Source organism: Herbaspirillum lusitanum P6-12, from assembly GCF_000256565.1.
Lineage (GTDB): Bacteria > Pseudomonadota > Gammaproteobacteria > Burkholderiales > Burkholderiaceae_D > Herbaspirillum > Herbaspirillum lusitanum.
Map to the genome: position 1 here is coordinate 1 of NZ_AJHH01000430.1, position 764 is coordinate 764.

The window sequence follows — 764 nt, forward strand, 5'->3', positions numbered from 1 at the left end:
GGCGCAGCGCCAGTTCGCGCAGGCCGGCGTCGCTTTGCAAGTGGAAGCCGTTTCCATATGTAGCGCCGTCTTCGCCGAGGCGGCGACACATGTCGTCGAGGCGGCCGGCGTCCCACGCTGAAATGCGCAGCGCGCCATCCTTGCGGCGCACGTCGGTCAGCAGGTCGAGCATCGCCGACACGATCACCTTGAGCGGCGCGGCCAGGGCATCGACGCGCTTGCCGCCCGGCGCGCGCAGCGAGATCAGGGAGATGTCGTCGATGGCGGCGATCGTCTTGACGTCGGTCCAGCGCGCGTCGCGTCGCAACAGGTCGGCCAGCATCGGCGTGAGATCGAAGAACTGGCCTTCGATTTCCACGCCCATGGTCAGCAGCCACCATGCCGCGCGACCAGGTTCGCTGAAGTCGCCGATGATCTTGGTGCGCCCCTGCTGCAGCGCGCTCGCGACTTCCTTGCCGAGCACCGCGCCGGATTCGGGACTGACGATGACGCGCCAGGACTCGACCGGCACGCTTTCGTGCGCGAAGCCGGGACGCACCACGATGCTCCAGCCTTGCTGCTGCAACTCCGGCACGCGGTCGGCCCAGAAATCGCCGAAATTGTTTTCCAGCAGCAGCGACCACAGTTGCCCATCAATGGTCGCCATGTCGTCCGCGCGCCATTGCAAGGCGTCCGCCGGCAGCGGCAACAAACCCGCGGCCTGGATCGCTTCGAGCGCATCGGCTTCGGCGTGCAGGTTGATCGACCTGCGCCACCGTGACGTT

1 pseudogene is annotated in these 764 nt (G+C 67.0%); it reads right to left on the minus strand.

Annotated features, from left to right (window positions below):
• Positions 1–764, minus strand: a pseudogene (locus HLUSI_RS28670) (ATP-dependent helicase); the annotation flags it as partial.